At 31.8% G+C, this 17,953-nt stretch carries 19 protein-coding genes; 17 read left to right on the top strand and 2 right to left on the bottom strand.

Annotation, left to right across the window (positions count from 1 at the left end):
* Positions 1–4: 4 nt before the first annotated feature.
* The 16 genes from GJV85_RS05100 (at position 5) to GJV85_RS05025 (ending at position 15,308) form a co-directional block, all read left to right on the top strand.
* Positions 5–736, top strand: a complete 732-nt coding sequence (locus tag GJV85_RS05100; protein WP_207562790.1) for a ferredoxin-thioredoxin reductase catalytic domain-containing protein — start codon at positions 5–7, stop codon at positions 734–736.
* On the top strand, positions 736–1,182 hold the full coding sequence (gene rplI / locus GJV85_RS05095) for a 50S ribosomal protein L9 (RefSeq protein ID WP_207562789.1): 447 nt from the start codon (positions 736–738) through the stop codon (positions 1,180–1,182). Before GJV85_RS05100 ends, rplI begins: the two co-directional genes overlap by 1 nt.
* Positions 1,182–1,724, top strand: coding sequence for an ATP-dependent protease subunit HslV (gene hslV, locus GJV85_RS05090; RefSeq protein ID WP_207562788.1), 543 nt, complete (start codon positions 1,182–1,184; stop codon positions 1,722–1,724). The genes rplI and hslV overlap by 1 nt, the downstream gene beginning before the upstream one ends.
* Positions 1,724–3,052, top strand: coding sequence for an ATP-dependent protease ATPase subunit HslU (hslU, locus tag GJV85_RS05085; protein WP_207562787.1), 1,329 nt, complete (start codon positions 1,724–1,726; stop codon positions 3,050–3,052). The genes hslV and hslU overlap by 1 nt, the downstream gene beginning before the upstream one ends.
* 66 nt (positions 3,053–3,118) lie before the next feature.
* Complete coding sequence (gene era / locus GJV85_RS05080) at positions 3,119–4,012, top strand: GTPase Era (RefSeq protein ID WP_207562786.1); 894 nt, start codon at positions 3,119–3,121, stop codon at positions 4,010–4,012.
* A complete protein-coding gene (locus GJV85_RS05075; RefSeq protein ID WP_207562785.1) occupies positions 3,996–4,979 on the top strand; it encodes a L,D-transpeptidase family protein in 984 nt (327 codons plus the stop codon). Before era ends, GJV85_RS05075 begins: the two co-directional genes overlap by 17 nt.
* Positions 4,980–6,266, top strand: a complete 1,287-nt coding sequence (locus GJV85_RS05070) for a M99 family carboxypeptidase catalytic domain-containing protein (protein WP_207562784.1) — start codon at positions 4,980–4,982, stop codon at positions 6,264–6,266. It begins immediately after the preceding gene.
* An 11-nt stretch (positions 6,267–6,277) separates the two neighbouring features.
* The gene (locus GJV85_RS05065) at positions 6,278–7,813 is read left to right on the top strand and encodes a hypothetical protein (RefSeq protein WP_207562783.1); all 1,536 of its coding nucleotides are present in this window, start codon (positions 6,278–6,280) and stop codon (positions 7,811–7,813) included.
* Positions 7,810–8,487: a hypothetical protein gene (locus GJV85_RS05060; RefSeq protein WP_207562782.1), complete on the top strand. Its 678-nt coding sequence runs from the start codon at positions 7,810–7,812 to the stop codon at positions 8,485–8,487. The genes GJV85_RS05065 and GJV85_RS05060 overlap by 4 nt, the downstream gene beginning before the upstream one ends.
* Positions 8,487–8,933 (top strand): hypothetical protein, encoded by a 447-nt coding sequence (locus tag GJV85_RS05055; RefSeq protein WP_207562781.1) that lies wholly within the window; start codon positions 8,487–8,489, stop codon positions 8,931–8,933. Before GJV85_RS05060 ends, GJV85_RS05055 begins: the two co-directional genes overlap by 1 nt.
* A 13-nt stretch (positions 8,934–8,946) precedes the next feature.
* The gene (mshL, locus tag GJV85_RS05050) at positions 8,947–10,578 is read left to right on the top strand and encodes a pilus (MSHA type) biogenesis protein MshL (RefSeq protein WP_207562780.1); all 1,632 of its coding nucleotides are present in this window, start codon (positions 8,947–8,949) and stop codon (positions 10,576–10,578) included.
* 12 nt (positions 10,579–10,590) lie between these two features.
* Positions 10,591–11,400: an ATP-binding protein gene (locus GJV85_RS05045; RefSeq protein WP_207562779.1), complete on the top strand. Its 810-nt coding sequence runs from the start codon at positions 10,591–10,593 to the stop codon at positions 11,398–11,400.
* Positions 11,393–12,241 carry a tetratricopeptide repeat protein gene (locus tag GJV85_RS05040; protein ID WP_207562778.1) on the top strand — a complete coding sequence of 283 codons (849 nt, stop codon included), beginning with the start codon at positions 11,393–11,395 and terminating at the stop codon, positions 12,239–12,241. Before GJV85_RS05045 ends, GJV85_RS05040 begins: the two co-directional genes overlap by 8 nt.
* Entirely contained in the window at positions 12,238–12,780 is a 543-nt protein-coding gene (locus tag GJV85_RS05035; RefSeq protein ID WP_207562777.1) for a hypothetical protein, read from the top strand. Before GJV85_RS05040 ends, GJV85_RS05035 begins: the two co-directional genes overlap by 4 nt.
* 9 nt (positions 12,781–12,789) lie before the next feature.
* Positions 12,790–14,526, top strand: coding sequence for a GspE/PulE family protein (locus tag GJV85_RS05030; protein ID WP_207562776.1), 1,737 nt, complete (start codon positions 12,790–12,792; stop codon positions 14,524–14,526).
* Positions 14,523–15,308, top strand: coding sequence for a type II secretion system F family protein (locus GJV85_RS05025; protein ID WP_207562775.1), 786 nt, complete (start codon positions 14,523–14,525; stop codon positions 15,306–15,308). Before GJV85_RS05030 ends, GJV85_RS05025 begins: the two co-directional genes overlap by 4 nt.
* Before the next feature lie 20 nt (positions 15,309–15,328).
* Here the strand turns inward: GJV85_RS05025 and GJV85_RS05020 are convergent, their stop codons facing one another.
* Entirely contained in the window at positions 15,329–16,513 is a 1,185-nt protein-coding gene (locus GJV85_RS05020; RefSeq protein ID WP_207562774.1) for an IS3 family transposase, read from the bottom strand.
* Positions 16,514–16,693: 180 nt separating this feature from the next.
* Positions 16,694–17,404: a YebC/PmpR family DNA-binding transcriptional regulator gene (locus GJV85_RS05015; protein ID WP_207562773.1), complete on the bottom strand. Its 711-nt coding sequence runs from the start codon at positions 17,402–17,404 to the stop codon at positions 16,694–16,696.
* Between the two features lie 76 nt (positions 17,405–17,480).
* Here GJV85_RS05015 and GJV85_RS05010 point away from each other — a divergent pair, with 76 nt between their 5' ends.
* A complete protein-coding gene (locus GJV85_RS05010; protein WP_207562772.1) occupies positions 17,481–17,933 on the top strand; it encodes a hypothetical protein in 453 nt (150 codons plus the stop codon).
* The last annotated feature ends 20 nt before the right edge of the window (positions 17,934–17,953 follow it).

Here is a 17,953-nt window from a genome sequence, read left to right as displayed (position 1 = left end):
AATTATGATTAAAATAGATATGAACTCACCAGAATTTCAAGAGAGAATGCAAAAAACTATTAAATTTACCGATAAAGTTATTGAACAATTTGGTTGGGAATATAATCCAGAAGATGAAGTAAATGAAGGTGTACAGATGGGTCTTGCTCGTAACAAGATGATGTACAATAAACTTTTTTGTCCATGTTTTATGGTTGAAGAAGTTGATGGAAAACCTCAAAGTGTTGATAACAGAACTTGTCCTTGTACTCCGGCTATAGAAAAAGAGATTCCAGAGCTTGGTGCATGTCACTGTGGAATTTTTTGTACACCAGAGTTTGCAGCGGCAAAACGAGTAGAACTTGGAATGCTAGAAACAGCACATACACACTCTCGTGGATTGACACAAAAAGAAGCTGAGATGCTTCTAAGTCAGAGTGAAATTGATGGTGATGAAATGACATCTTTGTTAGAAGCACGTGAGCTGAAAATGGTTGACTTTAAACTTGTTGACGTACGTGAGCATATGGAGTGGGAAATGGGACATATAAAAGGAGCAGATGCTCTTGTTCCAACAAGTAGTTTTTTTCAAACTCTTGATGAAGTAAAACTGACTAAAGAAGAAAACATTATTTTATATTGCCATGTTGGTAGCCGTTCTGCGCATGTTGCGAGAATTCTAACAGATATGGGATATTCAAATATTGGAAACTTAACTTATGGTATCGTTGCATACCCTGGGGAGAAAGAGAGATAATGAAAGTACTATTAATAAAAGATGTAAAAAGCCTTGGTAAAAAAGGTGAAGTTAAAGAAGTAAAAGATGGTTATGGAAAAAATTTTTTAATAGGAAAAGGGTTTGCAAGACAAGCTACTCCAGAGATTTTAGAACAACATGCACAAGATGAGCTTATAGTTGCTCAAAACCTTGAAAAAGAGGTAAATGAGCTTAAGGATATAGCAAAAAAACTTGATAAGGCTGAAGTTATTATTACTAAAAAACTTGGTCAAAACGGTCACCTTTTTGGTTCTGTAACTAAAGAGGAGATTGCCTCAGCACTTCAGGAACAGCATGGAATTGAAATTGACAAAAAACACATCAATGAAAAATCTGCTATTAAGAGTGTTGGCGAGCATGACTTAGACTTTAAACTTGGTCATGGACTTCATGCAACTCTGCATGTAGACGTTCAAGGCGAATAATGTTTGATGCCACTACTATACTAGCCTATAAAGGCAAGAATAAAGCCGTTATTGGTGGCGATGGACAAGTGACCTTTGGAGACACTGTTTTAAAAGGTAACGCAACGAAGATTCGAACGCTTTATCACGGCAAAATCCTAGCGGGATTTGCTGGAAGCACTGCTGACGCATTTAACTTGTTTGATATGTTTGAAGAGTTTTTAGAACATAAAAAAGGAGACTTAATTAAGTCTGTTGTTGAGTTTTCTAAGGCTTGGAGAAAAGATAAGGTTCTACGTCGCCTTGAAGCTATGATGATTGTTCTAAATAAGGATCATATCTTTATACTTACTGGTAATGGTGATGTAGTTGAACCTGAAGATGGAGAAATCGCATCAATTGGAAGTGGTGGAAACTATGCAATTTCAGCTGCGCGCGCGCTAAAAAAATACTCAGACTTAGATGAAGAAGCTCTAGTAAAAGAGAGTTTAACCATAGCCGCCGACCTATGTATATATACTAACCACAATATTAAGACACTTACACTAGAAGAACAAAAATAATGAACTTAACACCCAAAGAGATAGTTGCCTACCTGGACAATTATGTAATTTCACAAAAAAATGCTAAAAAAACAATCGCTCTTGCTTTAAGAACTCGATATAGAAGAATGCAACTAGAGAGTGAACTTCAAAATGAGATAATGCCTAAGAATATCCTGATGATAGGTTCAACTGGTGTTGGAAAAACTGAAATATCTCGTCGCCTTGCGAAGATGATGAAAGTTCCTTTCATAAAAGTAGAAGCGAGTAAATATACTGAAGTTGGTTTTGTTGGTCGCGACGTAGAGTCTATGATAAGAGACTTAGTTGTAAATTCCATTGCTATCGTTAAAGCCGAACAAGAAGAAGCCAACCAAGATAAAATAGAAAACTATATACTAAATAAAATAGTTGAAAAACTTCTTCCTCCCCTACCAGAATCTGCAAGTGAATCTAAACAAGATGATTATCAAAGACTGCTTCAAGCTATGGAAACTAGAGTACAAAATGGTGAGATGGATAATAAGATAATTGAGTTGGAGTTTGATAAAATAAACGTAGAGTTTAATGACACTAACCTTCCTCCCGAAATGGCAAAAGTACAAGAGAGTTTTTCTAAAGTTTTCGCAAGCATCAATAAGGAAGATAATAAAAAAGAAGTTACCGTAAAAGATGCAAAAGTTTTACTCCGACAAGAAGCAAGTACAAAACTACTTGATATGACAAGCGTAAACGCAGAAGCTCTACGACGTGCTGAAGATGGTGGTATTATCTTTTTAGATGAGATTGACAAAATAGCTCTAAGTGAAAAATCACAAGGTAGAAACGACCCTTCTAAAGAGGGTGTACAACGCGACCTCTTACCAATCGTAGAGGGCAGTAGCGTTTCAACTAAGTATGGAACGATTAATACCGACCACATACTTTTTATAGCTGCTGGAGCGTTTCATGTAAGTAAACCCAGTGATTTAATCCCTGAACTTCAGGGACGTTTTCCACTTCGCGTTGAACTTGAATCATTAACCGAAGAGACGTTATACAAAATTTTAACGCAAACTACAAACTCACTTTTAAAACAATACGAAGCGCTTTTAGGCGTTGAGGGAATGAAACTGACTTTTGAAGATGAAGCTATTCGTTCTATTGCTAAACTAGCGTATCGTGCCAATGAGCTCACAGAAGACATAGGTGCTAGACGTCTGCATACTATTCTTGAAAAGATTCTTGAAGAGATTAGTTTTGATGCCGATGAGCATAATGGTGAAGAGGTTGTTATAACGTCAAAATTAGTTCATGATAAACTAGATGAAGTTGTTGAAGATGACGATTTATCGCGTTATATTTTATAATATAGTTTAGCGTCAAGTTAGGCTTTATCGCCTTTTATAAAAAAATAAACAAACAAGGTATTTCATATGTCAACAAAAGCTGGTTTCGTATCACTCATTGGCCGTCCAAACGCAGGTAAAAGTACTCTAATGAACTCACTTCTTGGTGAGAAAATAGCGATGGTTAGCCAAAAAGCCAATGCAACGAGAAAACGTTCTAACGCTATCGTGATGCATGAAGATACACAAATTATATTTGTCGATACTCCTGGACTACACGAGAAAGAAAAAATTCTCAATCAATATATGCTTGATGAAGCGCTCAAAGCAATGGGAGATTGTGACTTAATAGTTTACTTAGCGCCTGTAACAGATGGCATTGAACATTATGAAAAGTTTTTAAAGATCAATAATGGCAAGGTCAAGCATATTATTGTGATAAGTAAAATCGACCAAGTAAAGCAAGAAAAACTTTTTAAGTGCATTAATGCATACAATCAATTTTCTGAACACTTTGAAGCGCTTATTCCTGTTGCAATTCCTAAAAAAGTTGGTCATGTAGACTTATTAAACACTATCGCTAAAAACTTGCCAGACTCACCTTTTCTGTTTGACCCCGAAGATTTAACAAGTGAATTAGTACGCGACATTTATGCGGGCTTTATTCGTGAGGGAATTTTTGAGAATGTAAGTGATGAAGTTCCTTATGAGTCTGATGTAATTATAGATTCTATCGAAGAAGACAATGGAATAGATAGGATATACGCAACAATTATCATAGAAAAAGAGTCTCAAAAAGGGATTATTATTGGTAAGGGTGGTGATTGTATAAAAAGAATAGGAAAATCAGCACGCGAAAAAGTTGAAAGACTTAGTGGGCAAAAAGCATACTTACAACTTCAAGTAACAGTCAAAAAAGGCTGGACAAAGGACGTTAACTTTTTAAAAGAGATAGGATATAGCAATGCTCAAGATAAATAATTTTAAATTTTTCAAACTTCTTTTATTATTAACTATTTTCTCTATGGAAGTTTTCTCAGATACGCTCACTCAATACAGAATACACGGTATAGAAAATATTGAAAAGACTCTAGATAAAGATTTAACAAACAAAGAGTATTGGGATAGTCAATTAAAGAACATTGATACACGATTCGGCTATATAGAATCTTACACAAATGTTTTAGCTTGTGATAAATCAGGCCCTACTCTCTCTCTTTACATGCAAGATCATAAAAAAAGATATATATTAAAAAAAGAGTATGGAGCTTTCACTGGAGAGGTTAAAGGTGATAAGTACAAAGAAGGTGACCTGAAAACTCCCGTAGGAATTTATAATCTCATAAAAAAAATATCTAAAGTAGACTCTTTTTATGGGCCTATGGCGTTTGTTACATCTTATCCTAATATTTATGATAAATATAAGGGTAAAAATGGATCAGGAATATGGATACATGGGCTTCCTACTGAACAAGAAAGGGATGAATATACCAAAGGTTGTATAGCTATAAATAATCAAAGTATAGAGTGTTTGGATAGAAATATTGATATTGAAAAAACAATTTTAATAATTGATGAGCAAAAAATCAGTGAAAATGAAAACAAAGAAATCTTCTCTAATCTACTTAGCCAACTATATGAATGGAGATATGCATGGCTCTACAGTGATATAGAATCTTATTTAAATTTTTATGCACCAGAATTTATAAGATTTGATGGCATGGATATTCAAAGATTCAATACATATAAAACAAGAGTGTTTAAAAAGAGAGAGAGCAAGAGCATAATCTTTAACAATATTAATGTAATACCTTATCCTAACAGTAAAAACATGTACAAAATCACTTTTTATGAAATTTATAAATCTAATAGTTTCGAGTTTACTGGAGATAAAGTTTTAATAGTTAAGTTAGAGAACAATAAAATGAAAATTATAACTGAGAAATAGATGAAATTTGTACTATTAATCTCTTTTTTACTCCTTAGCTCTCTAAATGCAAAGATACAGTTAATTAAAAAAGAGAATCCTGATTCTAATACTACTCTTTTAGTTATTGCAGGAATTCATGGAAATGAACCTGGAGGTTACTTTGCAGCTTCAATTTTAGAAACTCACTATAAAATCACCTCTAAAAACTTATGGATAATACCAAATTTAAATAAAGAGAGTATTATCAATAATAGTCGGGGCATACATGGAGATATGAACAGAAAATTTTCATATATAAAAAAGGGTGATAAAGACAAAAAAACGATAGATGAAATAAAAAAAATCATACTCTCTAAAAAAGTTTCTCTTGTTCTAAACCTTCATGATGGTCATGGTTTTTATCGAAAAGAGAATAAAGGGAGTATATTTAATCCAAATGCATGGGGGCAGACATGCGTAATAGACCAATGCAATCTCAAACAAGATCAGCCATTTGGAAATCTAAATAATATTGCAATGAGTGTAAAAAACAATATTAATAAGAAACTACTAAAAAAACACCATAGCTTTGATGTAAAAAATACAAATACAAAATATGACGATGAGGCAATGCAACTCTCTCTTACTTACTTCGCTGTTACAAATAGTAAACCTGCATTTGCAATCGAGACAAGCAAAGACCTCTCTTCACTGACTGAAAAAGTTTTTTATCAACTTCTAGCGATAGAGGAGTATATGAATATTATGGGTATTGAGTTTAAAAGAGACTTTAAGTTTAATGAGAAAGAGATAGGTAAACTGATTAATAATTATGGAAATATAACAATAAATGGGGTTATTTCATTTAATTTAGATAATATAAAAAAATCTTTAAGCTATATTCCGATAAAATCGAAGAGTAATGTATTTAATTTCACCCATCCTCTAGGGGATGTAAAGAAAATTAATAATAATTATTCTTTATATATAGGTAATAAAAAAATAACTACTTTAAGACCACAGTACTTTACTTTATCGAAAAGTTGCCAAGATAGTTACGATGTAATTGTAGATAATGAAGTAACAAATGTAAAAAAAGCTTCATCTTTTGAAGTAAGTGCCGATTTTGAGGTATTAGAGAGTAAAAACTACCGTGTTAATGTTATTGGCTTTCAAAAAAAAGGCCATAAAGATGAGAGTGGCATTAAGATTGCTTTAAAAGATATGAATAAAAGATTTTCACTTGATAAAGACAATCGTCTCTATAGAGTGGAATTTTATAATAAAAATGAGTTTTGTTCCATGCTAATGGTTCAATTTAAATAGGAATAGGTTTAATGAGTAGATCAGACGAGCACTCTTTTTCAAGTGTTATATCAGTTAACCCATACAATGACACATATACAAGTAGTGTATCAAGCTTTATAAATAGTGCTTCTGCTCCTTCATTTTCTAAGGATCAATTTGCAATATCCTACTTAAATACAAAAGATTTTATTAATGCACAGATAGAAATTAGTAAAAATATTCCTGATGAAGACCTATATGATGCAATCAATAATAAGGCATATGATGAATTAGCCTTAGATCAAGCAGTAGAATATCAGATACAATATATAGAAACATTTAATAATCTTGATGAAAACAATAGATTTTTTCATGTTTTTATTGTTGATCCTCTTAAAATTACACATAGTTTCTCCAGAGCTATTGAGAAAATAAAATATTTAGATGTAATTATTCCTGCTCCTTTACTATTAAAATCACTATATTCTAAAGAAATTATAGATAGTGCAGGTGTACACTGTTTTATATATATACAAGAAAGTGATGCATTCGTTACGATATATGCAGATAAAGAGTTTGTTTATACCAAATCAATTAAATTTTCCATTATTGATATGCATGAAAGATTTTGTGAGCTTTATGGCGAGAGAATAGAGTACAGTAGTTTCTTCAATTTTTTCACTACTCAAAGTTTAAGAGATACTGACAGTGACTATAAGTCTTACTTTATAAAACTATACAAAGAACTATTTTCAAATGTAAATGATATTTTAACATATACAAAAAGAGCTTTTGAGATTGAAAAGTTTGAGCAAATCTTTATAGGTTCACAAGTTGAGACTGTGACACAACTTGATGAGATGCTTGAAGTTGAACTACACATAAAATCTAGTCAATTTAACTTTGATTATGGCTTTGAGAGTGAAGAGAGTTATATAGATCAGATTCATGCATTAATGCATATATATGCGGCAATAGAAGAAGATGCTAGATATGATTGTAACTTTACAGTCTATAATCGACCGCCATCATTTATTAAACGCGAAAGTGGAAAAATAATTCTTTTAATTGCTGCCTCTTTTGCTCTTGCTTTTGCTTATCCTGTAAGCTACTGGGTACTAAATTATGCACAACTCCTACAAGAAGATTTTTTAAAGCAGGAGTATAATAAGTTGCATATTGTCAAAATCACAAGAGAAGCCACTCTTAAAAATAGATTAGCAGACAAAACTAAGTCAACACAGATCTTAAGTGATGCAAAAAATGAGTATATTAATAAAAAGAATACTCTTATTAAGATACATGATGTAAAAGTCAACTATCCAATGAAAGCAAAGTTAATAGCACTACTAACAAAAGATTTAAATAAATATGGTGTTAAAATGGAAACCCTAAACTATATCGAGATAAAAAATAAAAAAATATTTAATTTAAGTTTAGTTGCTTCTAAAGATAAAAAGATAACAAAACTTGTTGAATTTATGACGAAAGAGTATGAAGGAAAATTTAAATTTAAACTTGAAGACATATCGTATGATGAAGAGAGTAAAGTTTATCTAAGTCCACTAGAGGTGGTTATATTATGAATATAAGTCTTCCAAAAGTAAATTTACCAAAAATCAATCTTCCAAAGTTAAACATAGAAGACTATCTACATACTATCGACGGGATGTTTAAGGACAAAACTCAAAAAGATATATACATGTCATATATGATGATTGTATCATTAATATTCGCATTTTCATATTTGCTGTTTTGGGATAGTTCTTTAGAAGGATTTGAAAAAACACGTAAAAGTGTACAAAGTCTACAAAGTAAGATCAACATAGACAATAGTTTTATAAATAAGAATCCAGAGTCTAAAATTACTGAACTTAAAAAAGATATCAGTAATATTAATAAAGAGATAATAGTACATAAAGATAACAATGCTTATATTAAAACTAAAATAGAGACTATTTCTTCTCTTATATATGATGAGAGAACATGGGGGGAATATATTCATTCAATATCAGATAATGCACAGAAAAATAATGTAAAATTACTAAATTTTCAAAACAAATATGCCTCAACTGAGAATTCATTTGGACATGTTTTAGATATTAGTTTAAAATCATCTGGAAGCTTTAAAAATACCTTACATTTTATTAATTCCCTTGAACAGAGTGAATTAGTTGTCGATATTCATAGTTTACACTTAAGTGCTGACAAAACACTACATAGTGACTTAAATATTTCAGTATGGGGGATAACTTACTAATGAAAACAATATTTATCCCAATATTCTTTCTTTTTTCTATTGAAACATTTGCCAATGAATTATCATGGGTAGATGAACAGGTTCAAGCTATCAAGCCTCAAAGATCCGGAATGAAAAGAAATGATTTTTCGCATATTAAAGATCCATTCATTTTTTTAAAAAATGAGAAGGATAAAGAGATTAAGCCATCAGTTAAAAATATCTCTTCGACTCAGTCACTCAGCTCATCTAAGATAGTTACAACAAAAGCGAATGAAATTTTCAATTTATCTCTAATTTTAAATAACTCTGCCATGATTAATGAAAAATGGTATAGACTAGGGGATAAAATCAATGGATATTCTATAGATGAAGTCACTTCTACTTCTGTGCTTTTAACAAAGCAAAAGAAGAAAATATTACTCTCAACAAAGAGTAATATCAACAAACTAAAATTTAGACGATAACATAGGAACCATAATGAAATATATGCAAAAACAACTTTACACAACACTACTAACACTGCTGCTATCCACTACAAGTTTTGCGGATTGTTCTTATGAACTGTTTAGTATTAGTTCTGCAAAAAACACAAAAATAATTGACTTTATTGATCAACTTAGTGATGAGTGTGGTTTTAGCATAATAGTAACTGATCCAAATGCAGAGAAATTTCTCAATACTAATTTAAATAAAACTAATTTAAAAAATCTAACAATTGATGAAGTTCTAAATATTATATTACTAGAAAATAACCTATCGTACACGCTTGTCGATAATTTATTAAAAATTTCCTATTTAACTACTAAAGTTTTTGAGATTGATTACATACTTTCTCAAAGAAAAAGTACAGGTAGTACTGATGTAACATTAAGCTCTTCGGCTGCTCCACAAGGTGGGATGAATGGATCAATGGGCGGATCATCGACTGCTGGAGCTATGGGTGGTGGGGCTAACGGAATGATGGGAACTCAAGCAGGAGCATCATCAAACTCTCAAACAGGTATAAAGATTGAAAGTACAGACGAAGTAAAATTCTGGGAAGCTCTAGATTTAGAATTTCAAAGTATCCTAAATCGTCCACATGACTCATATAAAGCAAGCGCTCCAATAATAAATAAAAATGCTGGTTTAATTACTGTGACTGCAACATCTAAACAGATGAATAGATTTGAAGGATATCTAAAAAGACTTCAAGATAAAGTACAACTACAAGTTTTAATTGATGTTCAATTACTTTCAGTTACTATGAATGAAGGCGAAACTACCGGTATTGATTGGAAGCAACTTTATGCTCTTCAAAACTTTGAAGTTGGTATAAATACAATTGATCACCAAAATGTATCTGAATTTACAGGTAATGATATAACTACTTTAGCAGTTGCCGCAGACACAATAAAAGGTGTTTCTAAAATGGTAAATATTAAAGCAACTGCTAGTTTAAATGAAGTTATAAAATTTTTACAAACACAAGGTGATGTAAGTGCTATATCAAATCCAAAAGTTTTAACTTTAAATAATCAACCAGCACTTATTACTGCTGGTACAGAGTATTTTTATAAAATACAAACTGCGACAAATCAACAAGGTAGTAGTGGAGGTGTTGCAGCGACAACACAAAATGATAATGTTCAATCTGTCTTCGCGGGAGTCTTATTAACTATAACTCCAGAAATATCTGATGATAAAACGATAACATTAAAGATCAATCCATCTCTTTCTGAGACAACACAGGATATATCTACTACAAATAATTCAGGGAGAGATATGCCACCAGATTTAAATCGTCGTCAACTCTCCTCTGTGGTAACCGTAAAAGATGGAAATAGAATTATCCTTGGTGGTTTAATTAATACTAAAAGTATATATGAAGGGAATAAGGTTCCTATTCTCGGTGATATACCTATTATTAGTTATCTATTTAAGTATGAAGAAAAAATCAAACAAGTAGAAGAACTTGTTATTATAATAGAACCACACATCATTCAGAAAGAAAAAAGTTCTGTTTCTCTTTCTGACTTAGGTTATGAAGGTTTGGATGAGGATATGTTTGTTACGAATATAATAAAAGAGACAAAGAAATCTTCAGACAAATTATCTATAGAAAAGTAAGGGTATATATATATGAGCAGTATCTTTGTAAATTCTAAAGATGTATTTCTAGATATTGTAAATGCTAAAGACTACATACAACTCGACAGAGTATCAACAATTTACCAATCCCTCAAAGACTCCATAAAGAAACCGTTAAAAATGGTACTTCTTTATGGTAGGCCAGGTACTGGTAAAAGTATGTTTTTAACAAAACTATATAATGACCTATCTTCATCTCAAGAGGTTTACCTTTACCAAACTCCTATTTTAGACGAGAGTGAATTTTACAAAACTCTTGCCCAAGATATTTTTAATATTAAATATAGTGGTGAACTTAATTTCACTCAATTTATGAAAGTTGTTAATTCCAAAGAAGTTGAAACTATTCCCGTGGTTCTATTAGATGAAGCCCAATTATACTCTGAAGCCTTGATGGAAAAAATACGATTACTCTCTGACACAAGAACAATTAAGTTTGTTATAACACTTCATAAAACTGAAAAAGAAGATATTATTGCAAAAGAGCATTTTCAAACAAGAATATGGGAGACTATTGAGCTAGAGAATGCTTCTGTGAGTGAACTTAAAATATATATCCAAAAAAAACTTATGAAAGCAAACTGTTTTGATAGTGCTAACATGTTTACAATGAAATCAGTAAATAGGATATATAAAATTACAAATGGTAATTATCGAGATACCAACAAACTTCTCTATACACTTTTTGACATTTATTCAATATATGAAAGTGAAAAAAAAATCTCTTCTTTGAAAACTGATAGTGTCTCAAATAAGATTATTGAAATGTCTGCTATACATACAGGTCTAATTAATGCTTAATATAATTGAACTAGAAAAACGTTGGTTACACTATAAGATCAAATCATTCATCCCTCATATAACTATTTTTGTGAGTTTAACCATAATTTCTTCGATACTCTATATCTTTGTTATTGATCCAAAAGAAAAAATAGATACCAAAATCACTTCATCCACTAAAGAAGAGATAACAAAGATAGAGCTTCCTGTCATAGAAAAAGAACTACCACCTATGGTTAAAAAAGAAGAAGTAATTGAGCAAGTAAATGCACCCTTAAATAAAAAAACTGTGCAACTAGAGCCATCCTTAAATTTTATGAAAAAAATGCAAAGTTCAATTCAACCATATAATAACTACAACAAAAGTACTCCTACATATGATACTCCTACTGAAACTAGAAAAGTAGTTACTGTAGCTCCAAAGCAAGAAGAAAAGTCTATCAAAGAAATAGTACCCGATAAAAAGGTAGATACAAAGATTACTCCAAAAGTTAAAACTTCCACGATAGACAAACCTACAGAAGAAGAGCCTAAGCATATTAATATACAAAAAAGAAATACTCAAAATGATATTAACGATATTATTAGAAGGTTTAAAAAAAATAACAACCCTGCTTTGAGCCTTTTTGTTGCTAAAAAATACTACGAACTAGGTAACTATAACCAAGCATATAACTACTCTTTAATTACTAACAAAATAAATAAAGATATAGAAGCTAGTTGGATTATATTTTCAAAATCACTCTTTAAAATGGGTAAAAAAGATATGGCAACTAAAACTCTTCAGGAGTATATAAAATCATCCCAATCAAGTAGTGCTAGAATACTTCTTGACGATATCCACTCAGGAAAATTTAAATGAGAATAATACTTTTTATTTTATTAACTATAAATCTTTATGCAGATATTAAACAGGATATGTTTGATCTCTATCAGAATGAAAAATATGAAAAGGTTTGTAGTATAGGTTTTGATAATTTTAAACTACATAAGAAAGATGAGGAGTTCGTCTCTTTATATGCATTTTCTTGTCTATACTCAGACTACATTGATAGACTAGCTGTTCCCGCTGCTGTACTCAAACATTCAAAAGAGTCCCGAGCAAACTCTGCATATTTCTCAGTAATACTGATGCAGAAAAAACTACTTTATCATGCATTAATTGATAATTATGATTTATCGACTTTTTCTCTTCCTACAACCGAGTATATATTATCTAAAATTTTTGATATGTACTCAAAGATTGGTAAGCATCTACCTAGAAAATTTTATCTTTTTGAGGATCCTAACGACACTAAACTAAGTTATAAATTATATCTTACTAAAGACTATAAATTAAATAAGATAGTTATAGAAGAATTTTATGATACAATTCTTATAAAACGCCATGTATACTGGTAGGAGTTTCTTTTGGATAGAATAACAACAGACTTACTCGCTGAAGGCTCAATTATGAAGGGCCAAGTTGATAGACTTTTAGCAAAAGGTATCAGCGAAAATTTAATACTACGTGATATTACTCTTTCTGGTTTTATGACTATGGATAGGCTTGTTCGTTACATTGTTCAAAAAGTAAGAGATGGTGTTTATGACCTCTCTATTATTGACAATTATGATTATATCCATGAAAAAGTAGTCTTAGAAAAACTTGCTCACGAACTTGATCAGGTGTTTGTAGACTTAGATTCAATAGATATGGATTATAACCTGACAAGTAAAGTGCCCTTGGCTCAACTTCAAAAATTTAATGTAATTCCTGTTTCACAAGATGAAATGAGCATAACGATTGCATTTCATGACCCTCTTAATATAGATGCTCAAGAGGCTATGCAGAGGCTATTTCCAAGAAAAATTGTAAAAATTGCTCTTTCTACAAAAAAGCAGATTGCTTCATACTTATATAAAATTGCACTTAAGGATAGTGTCAAGGATCTCGTTAAGAAGATACAAGATGAACTAAATTCTATCAATTCTATAGAAGAGCAGCAAGAGGCATCTTCTATTCTTTTACTTATTGATGTTATTTTAAAAACATGTATTAATGCGAGGTCAAGTGATATACATATAGAACCAACTGAAAAAAACTGTGTCGTACGTGGACGAGTTGATGGAAAACTAATAGAAACATTTATATTTGAAAAAAACATCTATCCACCTTTAGCATCTAGACTTAAGCTCTTAGCTAACTTAGATATAGCAGAGAAAAGAAAACCTCAAGATGGCCGTTTTTCTACAGCTGTAGGAAAACGTGAATATGACTTTCGTATCTCTACACTACCTATTCTTTATGGTGAGTCTATTGTTATGCGTGTTTTAGATAAAGAAAAAGCACTTGTGAGACTTGAAGATGCCGGAATGGACTCAGTTAGTTATCAAAAACTTCTTAAAGGGCTTGCTGCTCCCTATGGTATTATCTTGGTAACTGGACCTACTGGTAGTGGTAAAACTACAACCTTATACGGTGCACTTAATGAGCTAAGAAATGTTGAAGATAAAGTCATTACCGTTGAGGATCCTGTAGAGTATCGAATGAACCTTATTCAACAAGTACAAGTAAATGCTAAAGTTGGACTTAGTTTTGCAGATGCACTGCGTTCCATATTAAGACAGGATCCTGACAAGATAATGATAGGTGAAATTCGCGACCAAGAAACACTTGAAATTGCCATTAAAGCAGCTCTTACCGGTCACCTAGTTATATCCACTTTGCATACAAATGACTCTATAAGTGCTATACCTCGTATGGCTGATATGGGAATTGAGCACTACCTCATTAGTGGGGCACTCGTTGCTATTCAAGCACAAAGACTTGTAAGAAAAATATGTAAGCATTGTAAAGTGGAAGAGGAACTCTCAGCGACTGTTCTTGAAGAGATAGACGGCATCATTCCTGAAGGCACTAGATTTTACAAGGGTGCAGGCTGTAAAGAGTGTGGTGATAGTGGATATATGGGAAGAGAGATGATTTGTGAAGTTTTAAATATTACAGAAGAGCTCTCATCTTTAATAGCAAAAGGTGCTTCTAAAGACATGATGCTTGAACAGGCTAAAAAAGATGGTTTTATAGACATCTTTCAAAATGGTATTCAAAAAGCTATTGATGGTGTTACTAGTATTGAAGAAATTCTCAAGGTTGCTAAAGGATGAAATATTTTGTTGCCACAGTCTTAACCAAAGGTAAAAAAGAACAGCAGGGTCTCTATGCTGAGAATAAACAAGAAGCGACTAGCTATGCTAAGTTAAAATTTTCTGGAATTATTATCAAAGTGGCTGAGGGACAAGAGCCCTTAGATAAGCAATTTGAAAGATTCAAAAAAAATCTACTTAAAAATATTAGAAAGAAAAAAATTAAACCAGATGCTCTAATTGCATCTGTGAGACAACTTGCAGTTATGACAAATGCAGGTATATCTATACACGATTCGCTTAACCAAATCGCTGATGCAAGTGATGATGAAGCTTTAACAACAGTATTTTCTAAACTAGCAGATGATATTAACTCTGGATATTCTCTCTCAGCATCAATGGAAAACTTTAGGTTTGAAGTTGGGAACTTAACAATAGCAATGGTTCTATTAGGTGAGAAAACTGGTAATCTAGATCAATCATTATATGCTTTAGCTGATATGCTAGAGGAGATTCGCTCAAATATTACAAAGTTTAAAAAAGCTATGGCATACCCAAGAAATGTAATGATAGCTATGGCTGTAGCTTTTACAGTTCTTATCTCATATGTTGTACCACAATTTAAATCCATTTTTGAGGAGTTAGGTGCTGAACTCCCTCTACCAACTTTAATTTTATTAACCTTGGAGAACCTTGTTAATAATTATGGTATATATTTAGGAGCTATACTTTTTGCGTCATTTATCACATTAAAATATTCTATAATGCCCCTAAAAATCAAGACAACTATTCTAAAGATTTAATTTCATAAGTACTTGTTACCTTACCCTACATTTTTCAGATATTCAAGATAGACATTCATGGGTTTTCTATAATCTAAACTTGAATGAAATCTCTTAAAATTGTATTTGTAAATATATGCTTTAACTCCTTCTTTTAAATCTTTAATTGTTTCATAATCATTTATATAAATATTTCCATGCTTGAGAGTTCTGAAAAATCTCTCAATGACAATATTATCTATGCTTCTTCCTTTGCCATTCATTGATATTTGAATATCGTGTTTTTTAAGTAACCGTGTATGTTCATGACTTGTATATTGGCTGCCCTGGTCTGAATTGAATATTTTAGGCTTAGGATATTTACTGAGTGCATCTTCAAGAACATCAGTAGCTAGTGTTGCATCCATTGAGTTTGATATTTTATATGAGAGAATAGCCTTGCTGTGCCAGTCTATAACGGCTGCTAAATACATAAAGCCACCATTGATACGGATGTAAGTAATATCTCCACTCCACACTTCGTTTGGAGTTGGCACATAAACACTCTTTTTTCTTCCAATCTTAGTCCAATATTGTTTGAGTAGATACTCATAAATTGGATGTGCTTGATTCTTGAGGCTTGTTAGTTTCTTTTTAGTTGGATAGATAGCTTGTATGCCAAGTATTCCCATATACTTCAGCACTCGATGCTTTCCAATACTGAAGCCATCCTCTTTTAATTGCTCATGGATAAATCTATAACCATACTCTGAATTTTCAGTAGCTACTTCATCTATTCTGTGGAGTAGTTTTATATCATCTTGGCTCATTGGTGCTGGTCTGTAATAGTAATGACTTCTACTTATACCTATCACTTCACACTGCTCTGACACAGATATTTTATTATGCTTAGACTCTATCAGAGACTTTTTATTTATCAAGTCCAAGCTCTTTAACTTTCCCGCTGCCCACTCCGCTTTAATAGTTGCTTTACCAAGTGCTTTAGCAAGTCCATCATTTTCAGTTTTTAACTCTTCTATCTCATCACGGTAAGCTTTAGTAGCACCACTAACATCAAACGCTAAAGATGCATTTTCTAAAAATTGAGTTTTCCACTTTCCCAATGATTGAGAAGTGATTTTATACTTAGTCGCTATCTGACTTGTTGTCATCTCTTCTCTTAACATTTCTAAGACTATTTTAGTTTTTTGTTCGGCAGTGTAAGTTTGCCCTTTTTTTCTACTCATAATTTATCTCCATAATTCGTAATTATTTTAACTTTTTTGAAAATAAATCTTACTGAATTACTGTCTTAGATTTTAGGGGCATTATAATACTCTTCAAAGGGAATAAGTGAGGCAATAAATTTTGATTGCTTCACTTCATGTGTGTAGTTAGAAATAGTATTTACATATTTCATAAGTTATTTATACTAAATTAGTAAAAATATTTTGTACATCCTCATCATCTTCTAATCTTTCTAAAATTTTATCAATGTCAGCCTGAGCTTCTTCGGATATCTCTATTGGAGTATTTGCCATTCTTTCTAAGTTCGCTTTTGTTATCTCAACACCCATCTCTTCGAGTGCTGTAGTCAATGTTCCAAAACTTGTATAATCTGCCGTTACCATACAAACACCATCTTCAGCTTCAATCTCTTCAAGGCCAGCATCAATAAGTTCTAATTCTAGCTCTTCTAGATCCATTCCTTCTTTAAGGTTAAACTCTATGAGAGCTTTTCTATCAAACATAAATTCTAGAGAGCCATTTGTAAGCATCTCTCCACCTTGCTTAGTTAAAATATTTTTCACATTTGCCACTGTTCTAGTATTGTTATCTGTCATACACTCTATGAATAGTAAAACACCATGAGGGGCTTTACCTTCAAAGTTAACTTCTAACATACTCGCTGTGTCTTTTGCACTTGCACGCTTAATCGCTGCTTCAATATTATCTTTTGGCATATTTTCAGCTTTGGCATTGAGTATAGCTGTTCGAAGTTTAGAGTTACTATCTGGATCAATTCCACCCTCTTTTGCAGCCATAGTAATAATCTTACCAAGTTTTGGGAAAAGCTTAGACATTGCTCCCCATCTCTTTAATTTTGATGCTTTTCTATACTCAAACGCTCTACCCATAAAAATATTCCTTAATTCTTTTATTTATAAATGAAATTATATCATTTAGATGTATAATAACGCATAAGGATTACAAATGCAGCTTGGATTTAAGATAAAACACCATTTTTTCAATGCATTTAGAGAACTATTTGTCCATCATCATGGATCTTTAGAGTTTCGTGCTAAAATTTTTGCTTTAATTATATCTGTCAATGAGCATATTAATGAAGATATTTTTACAATAGTTAAAGACATCTCTCTTAATATTTATGATGGAAATGATGACCGTGCAAACTTACTTATGATGTCTACTAAAGAGTTGGTACAAAAAGTAACGGATGACAATGGACTTGATGTTGACTCTCTTATAATCAGTATACAAAAAGAGTTGAAAATAGTACCAAGATATGCAAAGAAAATAGATATCAAAGCGTTAACGCCTCTAGTGAATCTAACACGTGATCCAGATACACTTGCTTATCAAAAAAATATTCTTGAATTTCTTCAAAAGACTAAAGATGATATCTTAGCAGTGACTAAACTCTAAATTATTAAAAAGGAAAAAAT

The organism is Sulfurimonas aquatica (genome assembly GCF_017357825.1).
Lineage (GTDB): Bacteria > Campylobacterota > Campylobacteria > Campylobacterales > Sulfurimonadaceae > Sulfurimonas > Sulfurimonas aquatica.
This window is presented reverse-complemented; position numbering and strand designations above follow the sequence as displayed.